20 protein-coding genes and 1 pseudogene are annotated in these 23,238 nt (G+C 60.5%); 9 read left to right on the top strand and 12 right to left on the bottom strand.

The features are described 5' to 3' along the window. Nucleotides 1-62: 62 nt before the first annotated feature. The 3 genes from dapE (at nucleotide 63) to AC1DVH_RS01665 (ending at nucleotide 2,482) form a co-directional block, all read left to right on the top strand. A complete protein-coding gene (gene dapE, locus AC1DVH_RS01675; RefSeq protein ID WP_223458812.1) occupies nucleotides 63-1,214 on the top strand; it encodes a succinyl-diaminopimelate desuccinylase in 1,152 nt (383 codons plus the stop codon). Then, a complete protein-coding gene (locus AC1DVH_RS01670) occupies nucleotides 1,214-2,023 on the top strand; it encodes a putative RNA methyltransferase (RefSeq protein ID WP_477752377.1) in 810 nt (269 codons plus the stop codon). The genes dapE and AC1DVH_RS01670 overlap by 1 nt, the downstream gene beginning before the upstream one ends. A gap of 81 nt (nucleotides 2,024-2,104) precedes the next feature. After that, nucleotides 2,105-2,482, top strand: coding sequence for a hypothetical protein (locus AC1DVH_RS01665; RefSeq protein ID WP_204930192.1), 378 nt, complete (start codon nucleotides 2,105-2,107; stop codon nucleotides 2,480-2,482). A 135-nt stretch (nucleotides 2,483-2,617) separates the two neighbouring features. Here the strand turns inward: AC1DVH_RS01665 and AC1DVH_RS01660 are convergent, their stop codons facing one another. After that, the gene (locus AC1DVH_RS01660; protein ID WP_007954750.1) at nucleotides 2,618-2,827 is read right to left on the bottom strand and encodes a cold shock domain-containing protein; all 210 of its coding nucleotides are present in this window, start codon (nucleotides 2,825-2,827) and stop codon (nucleotides 2,618-2,620) included. Between the two features lie 236 nt (nucleotides 2,828-3,063). Between AC1DVH_RS01660 and plsB the strand changes: the two genes are divergently transcribed. The 4 genes from plsB to AC1DVH_RS01640 all read left to right on the top strand — a co-directional run bounded on the left by plsB (nucleotide 3,064) and on the right by AC1DVH_RS01640 (nucleotide 7,315). Continuing rightward, entirely contained in the window at nucleotides 3,064-5,556 is a 2,493-nt protein-coding gene (gene plsB, locus AC1DVH_RS01655; RefSeq protein WP_477752376.1) for a glycerol-3-phosphate 1-O-acyltransferase PlsB, read from the top strand. Nucleotides 5,557-5,724: 168 nt separating this feature from the next. Then, nucleotides 5,725-6,066, top strand: a complete 342-nt coding sequence (locus AC1DVH_RS01650) for a YbaY family lipoprotein (RefSeq protein ID WP_477752375.1) — start codon at nucleotides 5,725-5,727, stop codon at nucleotides 6,064-6,066. Between the two features lie 133 nt (nucleotides 6,067-6,199). Beyond that, a complete protein-coding gene (locus tag AC1DVH_RS01645) occupies nucleotides 6,200-6,598 on the top strand; it encodes a YbaY family lipoprotein (RefSeq protein ID WP_477752374.1) in 399 nt (132 codons plus the stop codon). A 27-nt stretch (nucleotides 6,599-6,625) separates the two neighbouring features. Beyond that, on the top strand, nucleotides 6,626-7,315 hold the full coding sequence (locus AC1DVH_RS01640; RefSeq protein WP_477752373.1) for a DUF4197 domain-containing protein: 690 nt from the start codon (nucleotides 6,626-6,628) through the stop codon (nucleotides 7,313-7,315). 45 nt (nucleotides 7,316-7,360) lie between these two features. Here the strand turns inward: AC1DVH_RS01640 and AC1DVH_RS01635 are convergent. The 4 genes and pseudogenes from AC1DVH_RS01635 to AC1DVH_RS01620 form a co-directional block, all read right to left on the bottom strand. Continuing rightward, nucleotides 7,361-8,707, bottom strand: a pseudogene (locus AC1DVH_RS01635) (Fic family protein). Between the two features lie 143 nt (nucleotides 8,708-8,850). Next, nucleotides 8,851-9,132, bottom strand: a complete 282-nt coding sequence (locus AC1DVH_RS01630; protein WP_477752372.1) for a DUF6124 family protein — start codon at nucleotides 9,130-9,132, stop codon at nucleotides 8,851-8,853. Nucleotides 9,133-9,945: 813 nt separating this feature from the next. Continuing rightward, nucleotides 9,946-13,011 (bottom strand): efflux RND transporter permease subunit, encoded by a 3,066-nt coding sequence (locus tag AC1DVH_RS01625; protein ID WP_477752371.1) that lies wholly within the window; start codon nucleotides 13,009-13,011, stop codon nucleotides 9,946-9,948. 6 nt (nucleotides 13,012-13,017) lie between these two features. Beyond that, nucleotides 13,018-14,118 (bottom strand): efflux RND transporter periplasmic adaptor subunit, encoded by a 1,101-nt coding sequence (locus AC1DVH_RS01620; protein WP_477752370.1) that lies wholly within the window; start codon nucleotides 14,116-14,118, stop codon nucleotides 13,018-13,020. A 93-nt stretch (nucleotides 14,119-14,211) separates the two neighbouring features. Between AC1DVH_RS01620 and AC1DVH_RS01615 the strand changes: the two genes are divergently transcribed. Beyond that, the gene (locus AC1DVH_RS01615; RefSeq protein WP_477752369.1) at nucleotides 14,212-14,850 is read left to right on the top strand and encodes a TetR/AcrR family transcriptional regulator; all 639 of its coding nucleotides are present in this window, start codon (nucleotides 14,212-14,214) and stop codon (nucleotides 14,848-14,850) included. A 122-nt stretch (nucleotides 14,851-14,972) separates the two neighbouring features. Here AC1DVH_RS01615 and AC1DVH_RS01610 read toward each other — a convergent pair whose 3' ends face one another. Further along, entirely contained in the window at nucleotides 14,973-15,755 is a 783-nt protein-coding gene (locus AC1DVH_RS01610; RefSeq protein WP_477752368.1) for a class I SAM-dependent methyltransferase, read from the bottom strand. Nucleotides 15,756-15,848: 93 nt separating this feature from the next. Between AC1DVH_RS01610 and AC1DVH_RS01605 the strand changes: the two genes are divergently transcribed. Further along, complete coding sequence (locus AC1DVH_RS01605) at nucleotides 15,849-16,469, top strand: energy transducer TonB (protein ID WP_477752367.1); 621 nt, start codon at nucleotides 15,849-15,851, stop codon at nucleotides 16,467-16,469. A gap of 28 nt (nucleotides 16,470-16,497) precedes the next feature. On the opposite strand, the gene AC1DVH_RS01600 is transcribed toward AC1DVH_RS01605, so the two are convergent. The 6 genes from AC1DVH_RS01600 to ppc form a co-directional block, all read right to left on the bottom strand. Next, nucleotides 16,498-17,319 (bottom strand): isocitrate lyase/PEP mutase family protein, encoded by an 822-nt coding sequence (locus AC1DVH_RS01600; protein ID WP_477752366.1) that lies wholly within the window; start codon nucleotides 17,317-17,319, stop codon nucleotides 16,498-16,500. Nucleotides 17,320-17,352: 33 nt separating this feature from the next. Continuing rightward, a complete protein-coding gene (locus AC1DVH_RS01595; RefSeq protein WP_477752365.1) occupies nucleotides 17,353-18,213 on the bottom strand; it encodes a DUF72 domain-containing protein in 861 nt (286 codons plus the stop codon). Then, a complete protein-coding gene (locus tag AC1DVH_RS01590) occupies nucleotides 18,213-18,518 on the bottom strand; it encodes a hypothetical protein (RefSeq protein WP_477752364.1) in 306 nt (101 codons plus the stop codon). The genes AC1DVH_RS01595 and AC1DVH_RS01590 overlap by 1 nt, the downstream gene beginning before the upstream one ends. Before the next feature lie 232 nt (nucleotides 18,519-18,750). After that, a complete protein-coding gene (tsaB, locus tag AC1DVH_RS01585) occupies nucleotides 18,751-19,425 on the bottom strand; it encodes a tRNA (adenosine(37)-N6)-threonylcarbamoyltransferase complex dimerization subunit type 1 TsaB (protein ID WP_477752363.1) in 675 nt (224 codons plus the stop codon). A gap of 93 nt (nucleotides 19,426-19,518) precedes the next feature. Then, on the bottom strand, nucleotides 19,519-20,166 hold the full coding sequence (gene adk, locus AC1DVH_RS01580; RefSeq protein WP_477752362.1) for an adenylate kinase: 648 nt from the start codon (nucleotides 20,164-20,166) through the stop codon (nucleotides 19,519-19,521). Nucleotides 20,167-20,454: 288 nt separating this feature from the next. Further along, entirely contained in the window at nucleotides 20,455-23,085 is a 2,631-nt protein-coding gene (gene ppc / locus AC1DVH_RS01575) for a phosphoenolpyruvate carboxylase (RefSeq protein ID WP_477752361.1), read from the bottom strand. Nucleotides 23,086-23,238 lie beyond the last annotated feature (153 nt).

The following is a 23,238-nucleotide window of genomic DNA, read 5'->3' as shown; positions in this document are numbered from 1 at the left end:
AAAAGATCGCAGCCTTCGGCAGCTCCTACAGGTTTATCGTGCTGCACACATCGGAGCTTTCCATGACGGCCCACGCCGACCTTTCGCCGACCCTCCAACTCGCCATCGACCTGATCCGCCGTCCGTCCGTGACGCCGATCGACGCCGATTGCCAGAAGCAGATGATGCAGCGCCTGGGCGATGCCGGTTTCACCCTGGAACCGATGCGCATCGAAGATGTGGATAACTTCTGGGCCACCCACGGCCAGGACGACGGTCCGGTGCTGTGCTTCGCCGGCCACACCGACGTGGTCCCGACCGGCCCGGTGGCGGCCTGGCAGATCGAGCCGTTCAACGCGCTGATCGACGAACACGGCATGCTCTGCGGCCGTGGCGCCGCCGACATGAAAGGCAGCCTCGCCGCCATGACCGTCGCCTCCGAGCGCTTTGTCGCCGACTACCCGAATCACAAAGGCAAAGTCGCCTTTCTGATCACCAGCGACGAAGAAGGCCCGGCGCACCACGGCACCAAGGCCGTGGTCGAACGCCTCGCCGCACGCAAGGAGCGTCTGGACTGGTGCATCGTCGGCGAACCGTCGAGCACCACCCTGGTGGGTGACGTGGTCAAGAACGGCCGTCGCGGCTCCCTCGGCGCCAAGCTGACCGTGCGCGGTGTGCAGGGCCATGTGGCCTACCCGCACCTGGCCAAGAACCCGATCCACCTCGCTGCCCCGGCCCTGGCCGAACTGGCAGCCGAGCACTGGGACCACGGCAACGATTTCTTCCCGCCGACCAGTTTCCAGATCTCCAACGTCAACTCCGGTACCGGTGCGACCAACGTGATCCCGGGTGACCTGGTGGCGGTGTTCAACTTCCGTTTCTCCACCGAATCGACGGTCGAAGGCCTGCAAAAGCGCGTCGCCGACATTCTCGACAAACATGGCCTGGACTGGCACATCGACTGGGCGCTGTCCGGCCTGCCGTTCCTCACCGAACCGGGCGCGCTGCTGGACGCGGTGTCGGCGAGCATCAAGGACATCACCGGTCGTGAAACCAAGGCGTCCACCAGCGGTGGGACCTCCGACGGGCGCTTCATCGCGACCATGGGCACCCAAGTGGTTGAGCTGGGCCCGGTCAACGCGACCATCCACCAGGTCAACGAGCGTGTGCTGGCAGCGGATCTCGACGTACTGACCGAAATCTACTACCAGACCCTGATCAAGTTGCTCGCCTGATGCTTGCGTGCCCGATCTGCAGTGAGCCGCTGAATGCGGTGGACAATGGCGTGGTCTGCCCCGCCGGACATCGTTTCGACCGCGCGCGCCAGGGTTACTTGAACCTGTTGCCGGTGCAGCACAAAAACAGCCGCGACCCTGGGGATAACCAGGCGATGGTCGAAGCCCGCCGCGACTTTCTGAATGCCGGGCACTACGCCCCGGTAGCCAAGCGTCTGGCGGAGCTGGCGGCAGGTGTAGCGCCACAGCACTGGCTGGACATCGGATGTGGCGAGGGTTACTACACCGCGCAAATCGCCAAGGCACTGCCAGATGCCGAAGGGTATGCCCTGGACATCTCCCGCGAAGCGGTCAAACGCGCCTGCAAACGCAACCCGAAGCTCACCTGGTTGATCGCCAGTATGGCCCGGGTGCCGTTGGCTTCCGGCAGTTGCCAGTTCCTGGCCAGTGTCTTCAGCCCGCTGGATTGGGAAGAAGCCAAGCGCCTGCTCAGTGTTGGCGGTGGCCTGATGAAAGTCGGGCCAACCAGCGGCCACCTGATGGAACTGCGTGAGCGGCTGTACGACGAAGTCCGTGAATACACTGACGACAAGCACCTGGCCCTGGTACCGGATGGCATGGTGCTGACCCACAGTGAAACCCTGGAATTCAAGCTGACGCTGGAAAGCGGTCAGGACCGGGCGAACCTGTTGGCGATGACGCCCCACGGCTGGCGCGCCAGTGCCGAGCGCCGTGCTGCTGTTATCGAGCAGGCCGAGCCGTTCGAGGTCACCGTGTCGATGCGCTACGATTATTTTGTTCTTCAATAACTTAAATTTTTGGTCTCGGGCAACGGCTCAAGACCGGCTAAATCCGCGAATGGATTTTTCAGACCCGCAGTGAGGACATCCATGCGCCAACCCGATATCGAGATTTACCTGAAAGACGCCGACGTCGACCACAAAGCCATTTCCGCCTGGCTCGGTGCGGCATTGGGTCCGTGCACCGATTGGGTCCAGAAGGGCCAGACCTACAAGTGCAAGGCCGGCAACGTGCCAGTGACCTGGCTGCCAAAAGCCGTCGGCAAATGGAACAGCCTGTACCTGGAAAGCGACCAGACCCCGTGGGACGACGACATCGCCTGCGCCCGCGCTGCGTTTGCCGCGCTGAACGTGGAAGTGCGTTGCGCACCGGGTAGCTGGATCGAGGAGGAAGGTGAGGAGACGGCGGATCGCTGGATTCGCATCAGCGCCGATGGTGAAGAAGAGATCACCTGGAAAACTGCTTAAAACCTGAACACCGAACCTGTGGGAGCGAGCTTGCTCGCGATAGCGGACTGACATTCAACATCTATGTTGGCTGAAAGGACGTCATCGCGAGCAAGCTCGCTCCCACAGTGTTTTTGGGTGTTCTGAAGATTCTGGTTACAGACCTACAACATCCTCAGCCTGCAACCCCTTCTGCCCTTCCACCACCGCATACTCGACCTGCTGGCCTTCGGTCAGGGAACGGTGCCCTTCGCCACGAATCGCGCGGTAGTGCACGAACACGTCCACCCCGTCCTCGCGCTGAATGAAGCCGTAGCCCTTGGCGTCGTTGAACCACTTCACGTTGCCGGTTTCGCGTGTTGCCATTTGTTCATACTCCCTTTTTATTATTGATCGGGCTTTTCGCAGGAAAGCCTCGGGAACGTCAGCCTGCGCATACCGGTCCCATGAGGGCAACGGCGACAGAGCGCCGAGTATATGACAGACGTTAAAACTCTCAACAAGAGTTTACTTACCCGCTTTTTTGCCGATTTTCGATGAATCCGGCACACTATCGCCCTCCCAAGCAAACGCTCGGTTTTATTCACTCACGCAGAAGCCGTATGACCCGCTCCCCGTTTCGCCGTCTTGTGTTTGGCACCTTGCGCCGACTGTTGTACCTCTGGGTTCGCTCGGAGACGATCAACCAGTCGTCGTTCACCCTCAACCTCGACCGCAGTCGTCCGGTGTTCTACGTCCTGCAAAACCCTTCGCTGACCGACCTCGCCGTGGTCGACACCGAATGCAGCAAGGCCGGCCTGCCACGCCCGGTGCTGCCGGTATCGGTGGGCAACCTGCTGGAACCCGCCGCGTTCTTCTACCTGACGCCGGACCCGGACTGGCTCGGCCGCCAGGACAAGCGCGGTGCGCCGCCGACCCTGACCCGCCTGGTCAGCGCCCTGAGCCAGAACGCCGCCGAAGATGCGCAGATCATTCCGGTCAGCGTGTTCTGGGGCCAGTCGCCGGACAGCGAAAACAGCCCATGGAAACTTCTGTTCGCCGATAGCTGGGCGGTCACCGGGCGCTTGCGCCGATTGCTGAGCGTCATCGTGCTGGGACGCAAGACCCGCGTGCAGTTCTCCGCGCCGATCCACCTGCGCGAACTGATCGAGCACGACAAGGGCCATGAACGCACCGTGCGCATGGCCCAGCGGATCCTGCGGGTACACTTCCGCAACCTGAAGGCGGCGGTGATCGGCCCGGACATTTCCCACCGCCGCAACCTGGTCAAAGGCCTGCTGAACCAGCCGCAGGTCAAACAAGCGATCCTCGACGAAGCCGAACGCGAGAACATTTCACCGGAGAAGGCCAAAGCTCAAGCGCTACGCTACGGCAACGAAATCGCCTCGGACTACACCTACACTGCGATCCGTTTTATGGAAGTGGTGCTGAGCTGGTTCTGGAACAAGATCTACGACGGTATCAAGGTCAATCACATCGAAGGCGTGCAGAAGGTCGCCCAGGGTCACGAAGTGATCTACGTGCCGTGCCACCGCAGCCACATCGACTATCTGCTGCTGTCATACCTGCTGTTCCGCAACGGCCTGACCCCGCCGCACATTGCCGCCGGCATCAACCTGAACATGCCGGTGATCGGCGGCCTGCTACGTCGCGGCGGTGCGTTCTTCATGCGCCGCACGTTCAAGGGCAACCCGCTGTACACCTCGGTGTTCAACGAATACCTGCACACCCTGTTCACCAAGGGCTTCCCGGTGGAGTACTTCGTCGAGGGCGGCCGTTCGCGCACCGGGCGCATGCTGCAACCCAAGACAGGGATGCTGGCGATCACCCTGCGCAGCTTCTTGCGCTCGTCGCGCATGCCCATCGTCTTCGTGCCGGTATACATCGGCTACGAGCGCGTGCTGGAAGGTCGAACCTATCTTGGCGAGTTGCGCGGTGCGGCCAAGAAGAAAGAGTCGATCTTCGATATTTTCAAAGTCATCGGCGCGCTCAAACAGCGCTTCGGCCAGGTGGCGGTGAACTTCGGCGAGCCGATCAAGCTGGCGCAATTCCTCGACGGCGAGCAGCCGGACTGGCGCCAACAAGAACTCGGCCCGCAGTTCAGACCCGCCTGGCTCAACGAAACCACCAACCGCCTCGGTGAGAAAGTCGCCCGGCATTTGAACGAAGCGGCGGCGATCAACCCGGTCAACCTGGTGGCACTGGCGTTGCTGTCCACCAGCCGCCTGGCCCTGGACGACCGGGCCATGGCGCGGGTGCTCGACCTGTACCTGGCGCTGCTGCGCAAGGTCCCCTATTCGCCGCACACCACCTTGCCAGAAGGCGATGGCCGGGCGCTGATCGAGCACGTGAAGGACATGGACCTGCTCTCGGAGCAGAGCGATGCGTTGGGCAAAATCCTGTATCTGGATGAGCAGAACGCCGTCCTGATGACCTACTACCGCAACAACGTGCTGCACATCTTCGCCCTGCCGGCACTGCTGGCGAGCTTCTTCCAGAGCGCCTCGCGCATGAGCCGCGAACAGATCCTGCGCTACACCCGTGCGCTGTACCCGTACCTGCAAGCGGAGCTGTTCATTCGCTGGTCGCTGGACGAACTGGATGAGGTGATCGATCAATGGCTGGAAGCCTTCGTCGAACAAGGCCTGCTGCGCTTCGAGAACGATGTGTACCTGCGCCCGGCGCCAAGCTCGCGGCATTTCGTACTGCTCACGCTGCTGTCGAAAAGCATCGCCCAGACCCTGCAACGCTTCTACATGACCGTCTCCCTGCTGCTCAACAGTGGCCAGAACAGCATCAGCGCCGAAGAACTGGAAGACCTGTGCACGGTCATGGCCCAGCGCCTGTCGATCCTGCATGGCCTGAACGCCCCGGAATTCTTCGACAAGAGCCTGTTCCGCCACTTCATCCAGACCATGCTCGACCTCGACGTGCTCAAGCGCGACGAGGCCGGCAAGTTGAGTTATCACGAACTGCTTGGCGAACTGGCCGAAGGCGCGGCCAAACGGGTGTTGCCGGCGGAGATTCGCTTGTCGATTCGGCAGGTGGCGTTGCATCGTAGTGAAGATGCGGCGGAGTTGGTAACACCGCTCTGATTTCATCGGATCACTGCACGCAGGTTAATGGCTGACGCAAGGACGCTTCTGACTCATGCCACGCCCTCTTCGCCCCTGCTTGCAGGAATTCCCCTACATAGAAATCGCTGCCTCGAACCTATGCTGGGCGCTCGTCAATACCGACGATCAATCGATAAGGAAATCAATATGAGCAACGAATCCGTAAAGACCATTGGTGGCAAAGTACATTATCTCGAAAAGATTGGACTGCTGCCCAACTCAACGCTTCATGTCCGCCTGCTGGATGTCAGCCTGCAAGATGTCGCCGCGAAGGAACTGACCGTACAGATCACTCCCAATGCAGAAAATGTCGGGCTGAACTTCAACCTGACGTACAAGCTTGCCGATGTCCTGCCCGACCATACCTATGCAATCAGCGCGARCATCACCCACGAAGACCGTCTGATCTTCACCACCACTCAACAACACCGGGTGGAATTGGGTGTCGATTATGTGAAGGGGCAGGAAGTGCTGGTCAGCCGCGTCTGAGAACGCCCCGAGGCAAGTTGGGCGAAATCCCTGGCACCATATTGCAAAATGTTACCGGGGCTATCGCCGGCAAAATCCGCTAAATTGTCGTTGGCGCCGGTTTTCTTCAGGCGCCACGACAAGGATCCGCTTCATGAAAAAACTCTCTCTCCTCGGGCTTACGGTTTTGCTCGGCGCCTGCCAATCCATGCAATCTGCCCCGAAAGCCAGCCTCGACGGCGAAGTCTTTTACCTGCAACGCAGCGCCCTGCCGCCCACCGCCACCCTGAGCGTAAGCTTGCAGGACGTGTCCCTGGCCGACGCACCGGCCACTGTCCTCGACGAACAGAAAGGTCAAGTCAAAGGCCAGGTGCCACTGCCGTTTCATCTGAGTTACGATCCGGCGCAGGTCAAACCAGGCCATCGCTACTCGGTCAGCGCGCGCATCGAAGTCGACGGCAAGCTGATGTTCATCACCACCGAAAACCATGCCGTGCAGCTTGATGGCAAAGACCCGCAACCGCTGAAAATCCGCGTCGACGCTGTTCGCTAATTCTCATTTTTGAACAAGGAAGCTGCCATGCTCCACCCTACCCTCCGCTTTGCCGGCCTGTGCGCAGGCTTGATGATCTCCGCCAGCGCCCTGGCGCTGTCCCTCAGCGACCTGTCGCAAAAAGACGCCACCGGCGGGCTCAAGGACGCACTGACCCAAGGTGCTCAACTGGCCGTAAAACAGCTCGGCACCCCGGGCGGCTTCAGCAACAACCCGGACGTGAAAATCGAACTGCCGGGCAAACTGGGCAAGGTCGCCAGCAAAATGAAACAGTTCGGCATGGGCGATCAGGTCGATGAGCTGGAAGCCAGCATGAACAAGGCAGCCGAAACTGCCGTCACCCAGGCCCAGCCAATCCTTGTCGATGCCGTGAAAAAAATGACCGTTGAAGACGCCAAAGGCATCCTCAGCGGCGGCAACGACTCGGCCACCCAATACCTGAACAAGACCAGCCGCGAACAGATCCGCGCCAAGTTCTTGCCCATCGTCAAGCAAGCCACCGACAAGGTTGGCCTGGCCCAACAGTACAACTCATTTGCCGGGCAAGCGGCGACCATGGGCGTAGTGGATGCGAAAAACGCCAACGTCGAAAACTACGTCACCGAGCAGGCCTTGAATGGCTTGTTCGAAATGATCGGCAAACAGGAAGAAACCATCCGCCAGAACCCGGCGGCTGCGGCGACCAGTTTGGCGAAGAAGGTGTTTGGTACGCTCTGAGCCGCGACACAAAACCTGTGGGAGCAGGCTTGCTCCCACAAAGGTTCAGGCCGCTGATACGGGTCTTAGAAAGAACACCCACTCCCGCCCAATCTTGCGTTTCTCGAACAACTTCAACGCGACCAGCCCATTTAGCGTGGCTGACGCCGTGTTGTAGGAACAACCCAGATTCTCCTTCACATTGACCGCCGTGAACTCCTTGGCCATTCCGCTCCTGGCCACTTGAAACAACGCCCGCTGTTTCTCGGTGAGCTGGTCGAGAAAACCACTTTCACGCAACCAGCAATCAAATTACTGCGCATCGTCCAGATTTTTCCGATACACCCCGGTAAAACTGCCTACAGCCCGCAACACCACCGAACACTGGAAATCGATGAAGTACGTCAGATCCAGGTCATCCGCCTCGGTATTCAAATACGACCACCCGTACTTCAATGGCGCATTGCGCAACAAAACACTGATGGCGATGTAGCGAAACGCCGAGAAGTCATTTTTGAACATGAACCAGTAAAACAACGCGCGCGCTACCCGACCGTTGCCGTCGCGAAAAGGATGCTCGTAACCCAAGACAAAATGCAGCGCGATGGCTTTGATCAATGGATGAAGGTAGTCCGCTTGATGAGGGTTGTTGTGAGGTTGGTTGATCCACTTGGCCAGCACCTGAAAACGTGACACGAGCCCTGTTGCAGGCGGTGGCGAATGCACGGTGTTGCCCTGGCCATCCTGGACTACGACGTCATCGTTGGTCCTGAATGCTCCAGGCGAGTACCGCGAATCGTCGATACCCTCGACGCCAACTCGATGCATGGCTGCAATCAGCTCAACGCTCAGTGGCTCGTAACGCTGCTCCCAGGCGAAGTTCATCATCTTGAAGTTACCGATGACCATTCGCTCATCCGGCGTGCGCGGCGAGCGATGACGCTTAAGCATGTCCTTGGCCACCCGCGTCGTGGTGGCCGCACCTTCGAGCTGGCTGCTGCTGATGGCCTCGTCTTCGATCAGATCATTGAGCAAATAGCTGAAATGAGCGCGCTCGCCAATCTGGCCGGTCATGTATTCCAGCACTGCGGTTGTCGCCTGACGATCCACTACGGAAATGGCTTTTTGCGCCTGCGGCGTCAGCATGAATTTCAGCCAGCACGCTGGTTCACCCAATGGCAAAAGGCTCGAATACTGTGCAGTCCGCGCTTTCTTGACCAAGGCCCAGCACAGGTTTGAATCCAGCCCAGGGGCCCAGCGGTAGCGCAATGAATCGAATGGCAGGTAACGCCCCTGATCGTCCAGGGGCTTGAGCAAGGCGAGGTATTGCGAAAGGCGTTCCTTGTGGGGTGATCGCAACAGCCGATCAAACACCGGATCGGACCGCCCTCTCAATGTGGGTGGATTTTTCATGGCGCTGTCTCAAACATGCGTGAAACCGGGCTCTGAGTACAACACCTGAGCTTTTTAGCCTCAATATCAGACGGGTCCGAGATCAATGTAGGAACAATGAATGCCCGCTGGCCGGTACAGGCTCAGCGGGCTTTTTCCTTTTGCTATTGCTGCGGATCCAGCTGATCGAGGACGCGATTCACTGATAGCTGCGCCAGGACAATCATCTGCTGAATACCGAGCACCAGATTGCAGGTTGGGCCGGTCAGGATGGACGACAGTTCGGTTGCCATTACATTGGCTGAGGCAAGGGTTTCGTAGGCGTGGACAAGGAGGGTTTCGGAATTGACGCCTGGGCGGATGGTGAAAATTGGGCAGGGGCGGTATGAAGTTCTCGTTTGCTTTTCGGATTCGGAGGCAGAGTATTCAGGACTGTCTTTGATCATTTTGCGAAGCTCCCAAAGTAGGCGCCTAACGACTATTCGCGGGCTTGCAGTCCCGGCCGCTGAATTGGCAGCGACGGGAAAAGGCTAGAGATCGTGCTTCCGACGGGCAAGCTGAAAGTCTTGTGGGAATGGTCTGAATGTTTGATTGGGCGATAAACACTTTTGACTGATAAGCCGTCATCGCGAGCAGGCTCGCTCCTACAATTGGATCGGGTACATCTGTGAGRGATTGGTCGGCTGGCAGGCCGCCWTCGCWGGCAAGCCAGCTCCCACAATTTGACCGAGTACATTCGGTAGAAACAGGTCGGCTGTCAGGCCGCCTTCGCAGGCAAGCCAGCTCCCACAATTTGACCGAGTACATTCGGTAGAAAAAGGTCGGCTATCAGGCCGCCTTCGCGAGCAGGCTCGCTCCCACAGTTTGAAATGCGTACGAAAGAAATAAACAGGTCGGCCGGTAGGCCGCCTCGGCTGCTTTTGATCTGCCCGCCCCCTCGGAAGGCTGAGTGGAGGTGTTCATCCGGGGACTGGCGCGCAGCGCCGTTCGACGCAGTCGAACTCATTGCATGTAGGTCGAAGCGAAGCCGACCGGAGGGCAATGCCCCCGGATGAATGCCGGAGCGAAGGAACCCCGAGCCTAAGCGAGGGGCTGGACGTTCGGGGCGAGCGCTTTTTTTGCTTACTTTTTTTGAGGCGCTTGTTAAAAAAAGTGAGTCGCCGTAAGGGCGAAACCATAAGTGGCCGTTACCGCAGAAACGGATATGTACTCAATCACCCAAGAATCTGGTCGGCCCGAAGGCCGCCAAGGTCAGACCCTCAAACCGACTCTTTGCGAACCCGAAACCAAGCGGCATAAAGGGCAGGCAAAAACAAAAGCGTCAACGCAGTGGCAACGATCAACCCCCCCATGATCGCCACCGCCATCGGCCCGAAAAACACACTGCGCGACAAAGGAATCATCGCCAGCACCGCCGCCAGCGCCGTCAACACAATCGGCCGGAACCGCCGCACCGTCGCCTCGATGATCGCCTGCCAAGGCTTGAGCCCGGCGGCGATATCCTGCTCGATCTGATCCACCAGAATCACCGAGTTACGCATGATCATCCCGGACAACGCGATGGTCCCCAGCATAGCCACGAAACCAAACGGCTGGCGGAACACCAGCAAGAACAGCGTGACACCAATTAGCCCCAGCGGTGCCGTCAGAAACACCATCGCCGTACGCGAGAAACTTCGCAGTTGCAGCATCAGCAAGGTCAACACCACCACGATGAATAACGGCACGCCGGCTTTCACCGAATTCTGTCCGCGCGCGGAGTCCTCCACCGTGCCGCCGACATCCAGCAAGTAGCCGTCGGGCAGTTCGGCGCGGATCGGATCGAGGGTCGGCATGATCTGCTGCACCAGCGTCGCCGGTTGCTCCTTGTCATAGATGTCGGCGCGAACCGTCACGTTGGGCAGGCGATTGCGGTGCCAGATGATGCCCTCTTCGAAGCCGTACTCCAAGGTCGCGATCTGCGACAGCGCGACGCTGCGACCGTTATCGGTCGGTACCGCCAGGCTCGGCAGCAACGACAGTTCGGTGCGCTCATGCAAGGTGCCGCGCAGCAGGATCTCGATCAACTCGTTGTCTTCGCGGTACTGGCTGACGCTGGAACCGGTCAGGGAGCTTTGCAGGAACCTCGACAGGTTCGCCGTGCTCACGCCCAGCGCCCGCGCGCGGTCCTGATCGATGTTCAGGTACACCACCTTGCTCGGTTCTTCCCAGTCCAGGTGGACGTTGACCACATGCGGGTTCTCGCGCACCTTGGCCGCGACTTTGCGCGCCAGCGCCCGCACCTCCTCGATGTGCTCCCCGGTCACGCGGAACTGCACCGGGTAACCAACCGGCGGACCGTTTTCCAGACGCGTGACCCGCGAGCGCAAGGCCGGGAATTGTTCATTGAGCGTGGCGATCAACCAGATGCGCAGGGCCTCGCGTTCCTCGATGTTTTTTGCCAGGACGACAAACTGGGCGAAGCTCGCCGCCGGCAGTTGCTGATCCAGCGGCAGGTAAAAACGCGGCGAACCGGTACCGACGTAGGCCACGTAATTGTCGATCCCCGCCTTGTCCTTGAGCAGCGCCTCGAGGCGTTTGACCTCGTCGGCGGTATTGCTCAGCGAAGCGCCTTCGGCCAGTTTCAGGTCGACCATCAACTCCAGGCGACCCGATGCCGGGAAGAACTGCTGCGGCACAAACTTGAACAGCACGATGGAGGCGATGAACAACAGCACGGTCGCCAGGATCACGGTTTTGCGCCAGCGTACGCACCACTCCACCAGACGCCGGACGCGCTGATAAAACGGTGTGCCATACGGATCGGGCTGACCGGTACCGTGTTTGGCGGCGTGAATCTTCGCCAGGTCCGGCAGGAGTTTTTCCCCCAGATACGGCACGAAAACCACGGCGGCCACCCACGACGCCAACAGCGCGATGGTGACCACCTCGAAGATCGAACGGGTGTATTCGCCCGTGCCCGATTGCGCCGTGGCGATCGGCAGGAAACCGGCCGCAGTGATCAGCGTACCGGTGAGCATCGGGAACGCGGTACTGGTCCAGGCATAACTCGCTGCTTTGACCCGGTCGAAACCCTGCTCCATTTTGATCGCCATCATTTCCACGGCGATGATCGCGTCGTCCACCAGCAAACCCAGGGCCAGCACCAGCGCGCCAAGGGAGATCTTGTGCAAGCCGATGCCCAGGTAATACATGCACGCGAACGTCATCGCCAGCACCAGCGGAATCGCCAGGGCCACCACCATGCCGGTGCGCACACCCAGGGAGAAGAAGCTCACCAGCAACACAATGGCCAGCGCCTCGACCAGTACTTGCACGAACTCGCCGACACCGGTTTTCACCGCGGCCGGTTGGTCGGAGACTTTGCGCAACTCCATACCGGCCGGGAGGTTTTTCTGGATGCGGGCGAACTCGACTTCCAGCGCCTTGCCCAGCACCAGAATGTCACCGCCATCCTTCATCGCCACCGCCAGGCCAATGGCGTCTTGCGCCATGAAGCGCATGCGCGGTGCCGGTGGATCATTGAAACCACGGCGCACGTCGGCCACGTCGGAGATGCGGAAGGTGCGATCACCGACGCGGATCGGGAAGTTCTTGATCTCGTCGACCGTCTGAAAATTCCCCGTCACCCGTAGCTGCAAGCGCTCGCTGCTGGTTTCGAAGAAACCCGCCGTGGACATCGCGTTCTGTTCTTCAAGGGCCTGCTGGACGGCCGCCAGCGGCAAGCCGAGGGTGGCGAGCTTGACGTTGGAGAGTTCGATCCAGACTTTCTCGTCCTGCAACCCCAGCAGTTCGACCTTGCCCACATCCTTGACCCGCTGCAGCTGGATCTGGATGCGGTCGGCATAATCCTTGAGCACGGCGTAGTCGAACCCCGCGCCGGTCAGGGCGTAGATATTGCCGAAAGTGGTGCCGAATTCATCGTTGAAGAACGGCCCCTGAATCCCCGGCGGCAGGGTATGACGGATGTCGCTGATCTTCTTGCGCACCTGATACCAGAGGTCCGGGATCTCCACCGAATGCATGGAGTCGCGAGCGATGAAGGTGACTTGTGATTCGCCTGGACGGGAGAACGACACGATGCGCTCGTACTCGCCGGTTTCCATCAGTTTCTTTTCGATGCGTTCGGTGACCTGGCGCGAGACTTCCTCGGCGGTCGCTCCCGGCCAGTTGGTGCGAATCACCATGGCCTTGAAGGTGAACGGCGGGTCCTCGCTCTGGCCGAGCTTGGTGTAGGAAAGTGCGCCGACAATGGCCAGCAACAGCATCAGGAACAGGACGATCTGGCGATTACGCAGCGCCCACTCGGAAACGTTGAAGCGCATCGGGGCTTACTCCTTGTCCGCCAGATTGACCACGCGATTGGAGCGATCCACCGGGCGCACCTGCTGCCCTTCGAGAAGCACATGGACACCGGCGGCCACCACCCAGTCGCTGGCGTTGAGCCCTTCAAGCACCGGTACGGTTTTCTCGCCAAAGGCACCGATTCGCACCGGGGTTCTCTTCAAGGTGTTGTTGGCACTGACGACCCAGACATAGGTCACGCCGTTTTCTGCAGTCAGCGCAGACAGCGGAACGGACAGAGGGACCACGTCGGCGGCCTGCACGAACACCCGGGCGCTCTGCCCCAGTTCCACCGGAACCTTGCCGGATGCGAAGGCGATGCGCGCCGCGAACGTGCGGGACTTTGGATCGGCCGCTGGGGACAGCTCACGGATACGCCCTTCGAAACGCTGGTCGGGCTGGGTCCAGAGCTCTACCGAGACCGGTTCACCGACCTTGAAGCGGCCGAAGTTCTGCTCCGGCAGGCTGATCAACACTTCGCGCTCACCATCGGTCGCCAGTGTGAACACCGTTTGCCCGGCGGCCACGACTTGCCCGACCTCCACCAGACGCTTGGCCACGACGCCGTCCTGCGGCGCACGCAACACGGCGTAGCTGGCCTGGTTATTGGAAACGTTGAATTTGGCTTTGATTTGCTTGAGGCGCGCTTCGCCGGAGCGGTAGAGGTTTTCGGCGTTGTCGTACTGCGAGCGGCTGACCAGTTGGCGTTCCATCAGGGTCTTGTAGCGATCACGCTCGGAACGCACCAGGTTCAGATTGGCTTCAGCGGCGGCGACCTGGGCCCGGGTGGCCTCCAGTTGCAGGCGCACGTCCTGAGGGTCGAGCTCCGCCAAGGGTTGATCGGCCTTGACCCGCTGCCCCTCCTCGACCAGTCGTCGGCTGACTTTACCGCCGATACGGAACGCCAAGTCCGGCTCATACCGCGCGCGAACTTCACCGGGATAGCTTTCCATGGCCTGCGCCGAAGGCTCTGGCTGGACCACCATGGCCGGGCGCACGCTGACTGGCGGTGCCTCTTCGTGACCACACGCAGACAATAAAAAAGCCAGGGTGACTGGCAACGCGAGGGACAAGGCATAGCGGAACATGGTGAAGGACCTTTCGCTAATGGTGCTTTGAATAATTATACTGAGCAGTATGTTATTAATAGCAAACTCACCAGTCCAGTAATAAAAACGAATATGCCAAACAATCTTTCAGCACCCAATGGCCCAGGCAGACCCAAGGATTTGGTCAAGCGCCAGGCAATTCTCGATGCGGCCAAAGCGCTGTTTCTGAGTAAGGGTTATGCCAATACCAGCATGGATGCCGTCGCAGCCGAGGCCGGTGTGTCGAAGCTGACGGTCTATAGCCACTTCAACGACAAGGAGACGCTGTTCTCCGCCGCCGTGATGGCCAAGTGCGAGGAGCAGTTGCCACCACTGTTCTTCGAATTACCGGAAGGTGTGGCGGTGGAAACCGTGCTGCTGAACATCGCGCGCGGTTTTCATCAACTGATCAACAGTGATGAATCAGTGAACCTGCACCGCTTGATGATGACCCTGGGCAGCCAGGACCCAAAGCTGTCGCAGATATTCTTCGAAGCCGGGCCGGAGCGCATGCTGCATGGCATGGAACGCCTGCTGAGCAAGATCGATGAAAGTGGCGTGCTGACCATCGACAAACCGCACAATGCGGCCGAACACTTCTTCTGCCTGCTCAAGGGCGCGGGGAATTTCCGTTTGCTGTATGGCTGCGGCGAGCCTCTGGTTGGCGAGGCGGCGGAGAGCCATGTGCGGGAGGTGGTGGGGTTGTTTATGCGGGCTTATCGGCCTGAGTGAGCCTGATGGATTGTTGGTAACCGGGCTGACGCCATCGCGAGCAGGCTCGCTCCTACACTGGCTCTATGCAACACCGCAGATCCCTGTAGGAGCGAGCCTGCTCGCGATGGGAGCAACTCGGTCTACGGCTTGAGCGCCTTCTTCGGATAGATGTCATACCGACTGGACTTGCCATCCAGCGCGTGGCTTGGCTTCGGCCCGTCGATGCACGGCGCCTTGCGCGGGCGCTTGACCACCACCCGGTGGCTGGCCAGGGCCAAGGCGGCTTCGAGCAATGCCGGCGCATCCGGGTCATCACCCACCAGCGGCCGGAACAGGCGCATTTCCTTCTTCACCAGCGCAGTTTTCTCACGATGCGGGAACATCGGGTCGAGATAGATCACCTGCGGCGGCTCGCCTTCCCAGTTGCGCATCACTTCGATCGAGTTGCCCTTGAGCAAGCGCATGCGCGCCACGATCGGCGCCACGTCGAAATCTTCCGCGCCACGGGCCAGACCGTCTTCCAGCAAGGCACCAATCAGCGGTTGACGCTCGATCAGGCTCATCTCGCAACCGAGGCTGGCCAGCACGAACGCGTCCTTGCCCAGCCCCGCCGTGGCATCCAGCACCCGCGGACGCACGCCTTGAGCGATGCCAACAGCCTTGGCGATCATCTGCCCGCTGCCGCCGCCGTACAACCGACGATGGGCCGCACCGCCTTCGACGAAGTCCACCCGCACCGGCCCCGGCGCATCCGGCCCCAGCTGTTGCAACTGCAAACCCTGGTCGCCCACCTGCAAGGCAAATTCGCCGTCCGCCACTTGCATCGGCAGGCCCAGGCGCTCGGCCCATTGCTCGGCTTGTGGCTGGAAAGCCGCGTCGAGGGCCTGGACATGGATGCGGCAGGCCGCAGGTTGATCAATCATCGGAAAACACGCTCAAAAAATTAATGATCGGCAAAAACGGCCGATAACAAAACTATCGAGCATTTTGCCAGAGCTGAGCGTCGACCGAGAGAAATGTCAGACATTCAACCCACAATCACAGGTTTTATCTCGCCCTACGGCGATTACAATCTGCGAAACACCCAGGCACTGAGCGGCGTCAGCCACATTTGGCAGGATTTCTTTGCCCGGGCGCTGGCTGAACAGTCGGGTGAAGTGCTGCCGCAATCGCTGAACTTTCCACCGGTCGATCTCGAAAGCCCTGTCGAACCGACCGTCGGCAGCGAGCTGCTGGAGCACATCGTGTCCCAGCGCGAATGCGAGGTGAAAGACAATGTAATCCGCCCGCCCGAGCCACTGTTCCTGCCGATTGCCGAATTCGAAATGGACCTGGCAGACAAACCACGCCCACCGTTCCCGACGGATGAAATCGTCGCCCAGCAAAAACAGCAAGACTTCGAAAGCGGCTGGGTTCGCCCGATCGTGCTGAAAGCCGGTCAACCGGTATACGAAGCAGGCCCTGCCCCGCAACCGCGTCCGCTGCACCTGCCCATCGCCGAATTCGAACTCGACCTGCTCGACAAGCCATTCCCGCCGTTCTCACCGGAAGAACGGGTGGAGCAGCAGAAACAACTCGATTTCGATAATGGCTGGGCCCGTCCAATCATCCTGCAGAACCTGCGTATCGCCGCCTGATCCTCAGCCGCGCCTCCTTCTCCATCCCTCAGCCTTTAAAGAACTGATTGGCCTTCTGATACGGCATCGACCGGGACGTGAAACCAAACGTGCCTGACGTCTGGATTTCTTCGGCGGCGCGGAAGAATTCACCATAGGCCGCCAATGCCAGCGCCGAACCGACGCTGATGCGTTTGACGCCCATCTCACCCAACTGCGCCACCGTCAGCTTCAAGCCACCTGACATCAACACATTCACCGGTTTTGGCGCCACGGCGCGCACCACCGCCAGCACGTCCTCGGCGCTGCGCAAGCCAGGCGCGTAGAGCACGTCGGCACCGGCCTCGGCGAATGCCTGCAAGCGGCGGATGGTGTCGGCCAGATCGGGATTGCCGTGCAGGAAGTTTTCCGCCCGGGCGGTCAATGTGAAGGGAAACGGTAAACTGCGAGCGGCGGCGACAGAGGCCTCGATTCGCGCCACAGCATGTTCGAAACAGTAGATCGGGCCTTCTTCGCGGCCGGTGGCATCTTCGATCGAGCCACCGACGGCTCCGGCCTCTGCCGCGCGCAAGATACTTTTCGCGCAGTCGGCCGGGTTGTCGGCAAAGCCGTTTTCCAGGTCCACGGCAACCGGCAGGTCGGTGGCGGTGACAATCGCCTGAACGTTCATCAGGGTGTCGTCGAGGGTCAATCCGCCATCGGCACGGCCCTGGGAAAAGGCATAACCGGCACTGGTGGTCGCCAGCGCCTGGAAGCCGAGGCTAGCGAGTATTTTCGCCGAACCGGCATCCCACGGATTGGGAATCACAAATGCGCCGGGGCGCTCATGAAGGGCTTTGAACGCCTGGGCTCGAAGGGTTTGCGCATCCATTGGGCAGGCTCCTTAAGGGGGAAAGAATCCGCCTCAGAGCAGGCCAAGTTGCTCGATGGCGGGTTCTCTGTATAGCTCAGGCAGCGCCGGCAAGCCAGGCAAACGCAGCATCAGCCTGGCGTGAAAGCGCTGCGCCAGCTTCGCGGCCAGCAGGTTGTCGGCCGTGTGCAGGAAGATATACGGCGTGCGGCCTTCTTCGATCCACACCGCGATTTTTTCGACCCAGGGTTCCAGGAACGTATCGTTGGCCTCAAGCGTCGGATGGCCGATAAAACGCACCTGCGGGAATTGCGTGAATGCCGCCGGACGCGGCGGTACACGGGGTTTCTTCGATTGGGCGTGGAGCACCGAGGGCTCGGTCGAGGTGCAACTGAACAGCGCACGGGGATCGAGACAGATGCGTTCGACTCCGCGATCCAGCAGCAGACGATTGAGCATTCGCTCGCTGTCACCCTTGGCGAAAAACTCGTCATGCCGCACTTCCACGGCCAGCGGCCGCTGCAGGGCATCAATAAATCCGGCCAGTTCGGGCAATCGTTGGGGCGTGAAGCTTTTCGACAACTGCAACCACAGTGGCGACACCCGCTCACCGAGAGGGCTGAGCAATTGCACGAAGGTTTCGGCGGCGGTCAACTGCTCGCGCAGGTCTCCACCGTGGCTGATCTCGCCGGGAAACTTGGCGGTAAAGCGAAAGTGTTCGGGCATGGTCTCGGCCCAACGCTGCACGGTGCTGGCAGCCGGGCTCGCATAGAAGGTCGTGTTGCCTTCCACGGCATTGAAAACCTGGGAATAGAGATCAAGAAAATTGGCAGGTTTGGCGTCCGGCGGATACAGGTAGTCGCGCCAGGCGTTCTCGCTCCAGGAAGGACAACCGAGGTAATACGGCAGCAACATCAGATGTACAGGTCGAGACCCAGGACATCCGCTTCCCAATCGACGAAACCGGCGGTGCTCAGGTAGCTGGCCAGGGCTGTCGCCACGCTTTTGCTCATGGCACGGTGGTAAATCAGATCTTGCTGACGGGCGGGGAGATTGCTCAGTTTTTGCGCAGAGGCTTTGGCAGCGCGGGCAGCCACTTGCTCTTCAGTCGGGAATTCCAGCTCGCCTTCGATATCAATGGCGTCGTCTTCCACCACGCGGCCTTGGCGAGGTTTGCGCTTGATGGGGTAGGACTGAGAGGAGGCGCCGTCTATACGCATGCGTGCATACTCGGAATCAGTGATGGCAGTTTAGTGGCGCATTTCCCACATCGCAAACCGCCGAGTGATAACTAGAACACATAAAAGGCAAAAGGTTTAAAAGCCGGGGTTAGAAAATCACGATTGGTGAAAACCGGTAGATCGCATCGCGAGCAAGCTCGCTCCCACAGGGATTTGCGCAGAACCTGTGGGAGCGAGCTTGCTCGCGATTGGACCAGCCCGGTCCAGCAAATTATCGAGCTTTAGGCGTCGCCACTTTATCGCGCAGATAAACCGGCTGCGCCTCATCAGCCACGATCGCCTCGCCGCGCTCCCAGGCAAATCGCGCCAGGGTCAGCAGGTCTTCGGCGTGGGGCAACATGCCCGCGTCCTGCCCGCTCAGGCTGACGGCGATACGCTCGCCATAGCCCCATCCGGTGCCTGCACCGAACCACTCGCCGCTGGCATCGGCCGGCAATCCAGCGGACTCCGGCGGCAGTACCGCTTCCGCACCCACCAGGCGCATTTCCCCGGCCGTTTCGCGGTAGCAACCCCAATACACTTCATCCATGCGCGCATCGATGGCGGCGGCGACCTGAGTGGCGCCGTGTTCGCGCAATGCACGTTGCGCCAGCACGGCCAGGTTCGACACCGGCAACACCGGGCGATCCAGGGCAAACGCCAGGCCTTGCACCACGCCGATGGCAATGCGCACGCCGGTGAAAGCGCCCGGGCCACGGCCAAACGCGATGGCATCGACCGCTTGCAGGGTGGTGCCAGCATCGGCCAGCAACTGCTTGATCATCGGCAACAGCTTCTGCGCGTGCAGGCGCGGGATCACCTCGTAATGGCTCGTGACCTTGCCGTCATGCAGCAAGGCAACGGAGCAAGCTTCAGTCGCGGTGTCCAGGGCCAGCAAGGTGCTCATCGATGTATCCACAAGAGAGGTCAGAAAAAGTGCGTCAGTATAAACAACTACGGCCCGCAAGCGGGCCGTGGATGATGTAGCAGATCAGACTTTTCAGCTCAGGGCCGCAAGCACCTTGGCGGTGATCGCTTCAACCGAACCGACGCCTTCGATGTGGCTGTACTGCGGCTTGCCATTGGCAGCCGACAGTTTCTGGTAGAAGTCCACCAGCGGCTTGGTCTGGGAGTGGTAGACCGACAGGCGATGACGCACGGTTTCTTCGGTGTCGTCCTTGCGCTGTACCAGCTCTTCACCGGTGATGTCGTCTGTGCCAGCTACTTTCGGCGGGTTGTAGACGATGTGGTACACGCGGCCGCTGGCCTCGTGAACACGACGACCGGCGATACGCTGGACGATTTCTTCGTCTTCGACGGCGATTTCAACCACCGCATCGAGCTCGACGCCGGCAGTCACCAGGGCTTCAGCCTGGGGAATGGTGCGCGGGAAGCCGTCGAACAGGAAACCGTTGGCGCAGTCGGACTGGGCGATGCGGTCCTTGACCAGTGCGATGATCAGGTCATCGGACACCAGGCCACCGGCATCCATGATGCTTTTAGCCTTGATGCCCAACTCGGTGCCGGCCTTGACCGCTGCACGCAGCATGTCGCCGGTGGAGATTTGTGGAATGCCGAATTTTTCGGTGATGAACTTAGCCTGAGTACCTTTACCGGCCCCGGGAGCTCCCAGCAGAATGACGCGCATCGATGTGCTCCTCAATTTTTTATATGGATAACGTCAGATTCGCCTCGTGGGGCCAATCTCAAAAATAGGGTCGTGACCGCCCAAACGGCCAAAGGCTGATCAAGATACACAGCAGGGTGCGCCCACACAAGACGCCAAAAGTCGGAGAAACCGCTGCCTCTTGCGACCATTGCGCGCAGTTTGCCAAGTCGCAACCCCATCATTAACTGTCGCCTGACAGCACTTTTCAACCCGTCATACGGCGGCATCCGGCTCACCTGCCGGATGCCTGACCCCACGGCAAAAATCTTAGCCGGTGTTACGCAAACCGGCGGCAATCCCCGCCACAGACACCAGCAAGGCCTGTTCTACCGGGCTGCCCTGCGCCACGTCCTGCACTCTTGAACGGGCCAGCAACTCGGCCTGCAATAGATGAAGCGGGTCGAGGTAAGTGTTGCGCAAGCGGATGAACTCAAGGGTCGCCGGGCTATGTGCCAGCAGCTGCGACTGCCCGGTCAGGCCGAGAACGATGGTGCACGCCTGCGACAATAGGTCGCGTAAGTGCGCACCCAATGGCAACAGATTCGGCTCCACCAGACGCTCATCGTAGGACTGGGCAATGTCGGCATCGGCCTTGGCCAGGACCATTTCCAGCATGTCGATGCGGGTGCGGAAGAACGGCCACTGCTCACGCATCTGCCCCAGCAGTTCGCCTTCGCCGCGCTCCAGGGCTTTGCTCAGGGCGGCTTCCCAACCCAGCCAGGCCGGCAGCATCAGGCGCGTTTGGGTCCAGCCGAAAATCCACGGAATCGCCCGCAGGCTTTCGATCCCCCCGGCTCGACGCTTGGCCGGACGACTGCCCAGTGGCAAACGGCCGAGCTCCTGTTCCGGCGTGGACTGGCGGAAATACTCCACGAACTGCGGATTTTCCCGCACCACGGCGCGGTAAGCGCTGACACCGTCTGCCGCCAGTTCGTCCATCAAATGGCGCCACTCGGGCGTAGGTGGCGGCGGCGGCAGCAAGGTCGCCTCCAGCACGGCGGCCAGGTACAGGTTGAGGTTCTGTTCGGCGATGTCCGGCAGGCCGAATTTGAATCGAATCATTTCGCCCTGTTCGGTGGTGCGGAAACGACCCGCCACCGAACCCGGTGGCTGCGACAGGATCGCCGCATGGGCCGGGCCGCCGCCTCGCCCCACGGTGCCGCCGCGACCGTGGAACAACAGCAGTTCCACTTGCTGCGCACGACAGATGTCCACCAAACGCTCCTGTGCCCGGTACTGCGCCCAGGCCGCCGCCGTGGTGCCGGCGTCCTTGGCCGAGTCGGAGTAGCCGATCATCACTTCCTGCGGCCCTTGCAGGCGCGCGCGATAGCCCGGCAACAGCAGCAGCTTTTCGATCACCGGGCCGGCATTGTCGAGGTCGGCGAGGGTTTCAAACAGCGGCACCACGCGCATCGGCCGCAACACACCGGACTCTTTGAGCAACAACTGCACGGCGAGTACATCGGAAGCCGCACCGGCCATGGAAATCACATAGGAACCGAGGGATGCCTCTGGCGCAGCGGCGACTTCCCGGCAGGTCGCCAAGACCTCGGCGGTGTCGGCGGAAGGTTTGAAGTACGCCGGCAACAAGGGACGACGATTGCTCAATTCGCGCATCAGAAAGGCGATGCGCTCTTCCTCGCTCCAGTCCTCGTAGCTTCCCAGACCAAGGTAGTCGGTGATTTCGGTCATTGCCGCGGTGTGCCGCGACGAGTCCTGGCGCACATCCAGACGAACCAGGAACAGACCGAACGTCACTGCCCGGCGCAGGCAATCGAGCAACGGCCCGTCGGCGATCACGCCCATGCCGCACTCGTGCAAAGAGTGGTAGCAAAGCTCCAGCGGATCGAGCAGTTCGCGATTGTCTTGCAGCACATCGGTCGGTGCCGGGATCGACGTCGACAAGGCGGCGTGTGCCCAGTTGCGCGTCGCCCGCAGGCGTTCGCGCAGCTGTTTGAGCACGGCCCGGTAAGGTTCGGCGCTGTCACCCGCCTTGGCCTTCAATTCATCGCTGGCCTGCTGCATCGACAGTTCAGCGGCGAGGCGATCGACATCCCGAAGGTACAAATCGGCCGCCATCCAACGCGCCAAGAGTAAAACTTCACGGGTGACCGCAGCGGTCACGTTGGGGTTGCCGTCGCGGTCGCCGCCCATCCACGAGGCGAAACGAATCGGTGCCGCCTCCAGTGGCAAGCGCAGGCCGGTGGCGGTGTGCAGGGCCTGATCGGCCTTGCGCAGATAATTGGGAATGGCCTGCCACAGCGAATGCTCGATCACCGCGAAACCCCACTTGGCTTCGTCCACCGGCGTCGGACGCGTGCGGCGAATTTCTTCGGTGTGCCAGGCTTCGGCGATCAGGCGTTGCAAGGTGATCTTGATCTGCTCGCGCTCGGCACTGGTCAGGTCACGGTGATCCTGCGCCGCCAATTGCGCAGCGATGGCGTCGTACTTCTGGATCAGCGTGCGGCGTGCTACTTCGGTGGGATGCGCCGTGAGTACCAGCTCGATCTCCAGCCGGCCCAGTTGCCGGGCCAGCGCGTCGGCGCCATGCCCCTCGGCGCGCAGACGCGCGAGCAACTCCGGCAGCACCCGGGCTTCGAACGGCGCCTCTTGGGATTCCTCGCGGCGGTGAATCAACTGATATTGCTCGGCGATATTGGCCAGGTTGAGAAACTGGTTGAACGCCCGCGCCACCGGCAGCAATTCGTCTTCGGTCAATTGGTTGAGGCTGGCACTGAGTTCGGCGTCCATGGAGCCGCGCCGGTCAGCCTTGGCGCCCTTGCGGATCTGCTCGATCTTGTCGATAAAACCCTCGCCATATTGCTCACGAATGGTGTTGCCCAACAGCTCACCCAGCAGGTGAACGTCCTCGCGCAAGCGTGCATCAATATCGGTCATCAGCAGGTCTCCAGCAAAAATCCGGGCGGCTAAGAACCTAAAGAGTGCCGCCCCAGACGGGTTCTTACAAGCAAGACGACGAAGGGACTGTAAACCTTGCCTGTTGAAGCTAGTCTGAAGATAAGCCGCACAATGGCTGTCGCCGGCCAATGC

The sequence above is a fragment of the Pseudomonas sp. P4_C3 genome (assembly GCF_056402075.1).
This window is presented reverse-complemented; position numbering and strand designations above follow the sequence as displayed.